Source organism: Actinomadura spongiicola, from assembly GCF_003432485.1.
Classification (GTDB): domain Bacteria; phylum Actinomycetota; class Actinomycetes; order Streptosporangiales; family Streptosporangiaceae; genus Spirillospora; species Spirillospora spongiicola.
Genome location: NZ_QVNQ01000029.1, coordinates 1 through 1,030, shown reverse-complemented (window position 1 = coordinate 1,030; position 1,030 = coordinate 1). Strand labels below are relative to the sequence as shown.

The 1,030-nt window shown below is 68.9% G+C and carries 1 protein-coding gene; it reads left to right on the top strand.

Going from position 1 to position 1,030, the window contains the following annotated elements; translation table 11 throughout:
* The first annotated feature begins 111 nt into the window (after nucleotides 1–111).
* The gene (locus tag D0T12_RS34665) at nucleotides 112–1,020 is read left to right on the top strand and encodes an IS5 family transposase (protein WP_117405323.1); all 909 of its coding nucleotides are present in this window, start codon (nucleotides 112–114) and stop codon (nucleotides 1,018–1,020) included.
* The last annotated feature ends 10 nt before the right edge of the window (nucleotides 1,021–1,030 follow it).

The following is a 1,030-nucleotide window of genomic DNA, read 5'->3' as shown; positions in this document are numbered from 1 at the left end:
CTAGGTCCTGTTTAGAAAGTCCTGGTTCGGGCGGCATGTCGCGCCTGGATACGAGTGAGGTCTCCGGTAGATGGATCAACGACCAAGAAGACCATCACCACCGGAGACCTCGTGCCCAGCGTACCGATCGGAGCCCGTAAAGACCTGACCGACCGGCAATGGCGGGTCCTGGAGCCGCTGCTGCCGGACGGGCGCGGACGTGGCCGTCCGCCCAAATGGTCGCGCCGGCGGTTGGTGGACGGCGTCCGGTGGCGGACCCGGGTCGGTGCGCCGTGGCGTGACGTGCCCGAACGCTACGGGCACTGGCAATCGGTCTACCGGCTGTTCCGCTGCTTCCAGCGCGCCGGGGTCTGGGCATTGATCTGGGCGAAGTTGATGGCGTTCGCCGATGCCGCCGGGCTGGTGGTGTGGAGTGTGTCGGTGGACTCGACCATCAACCGGGCCCATCAGCACGCCGCGGGCGCCCGCCACGACGGTGTCGGGCAGGTCGAGCCGCCCGGAGACGAACCGCCCGATCACGGGCTGGGACGTTCCCGCGGCGGCCGCACCACCAAGATTCATCTGGCGTGCGAGCAGGGTCGCAAGCCGATGTCGGTGCTGATCACCGCCGGTCAGCGCGGGGACAGCCCGCAGTTGCGGCCGGTGCTGGAACGCATCCGGGTGGCCCGGTCCGGGCGCGGGCGGCCGCGCACCCGCCCGGACCGGGTTCTTGGCGACAAGGCGTACTCCTCCAGGGCCAACCGCGCGTATCTGCGCCGTCGCGGGATCGCGGCGACCATCCCGATCAAGGCCGATCAGCAGGCCAACCGCAAGGCCAAGGGCTCGGCCGGAGGGCGCCCGCCGGTGTTCGACCCGGACGCCTACCGGCTCCGCCACTCCGTGGAATGCGGCATCAACCTGCTGAAGCAGCACCGTGCGGTCGCGACCCGGTATGACAAGCTCGCCGTCCGCTACCAGGCCACCATCGAGATCGCCGTGATCGACATCTGGCTCCGAGCCATCACCAAGATCACTTACTAAACAGGCCCTA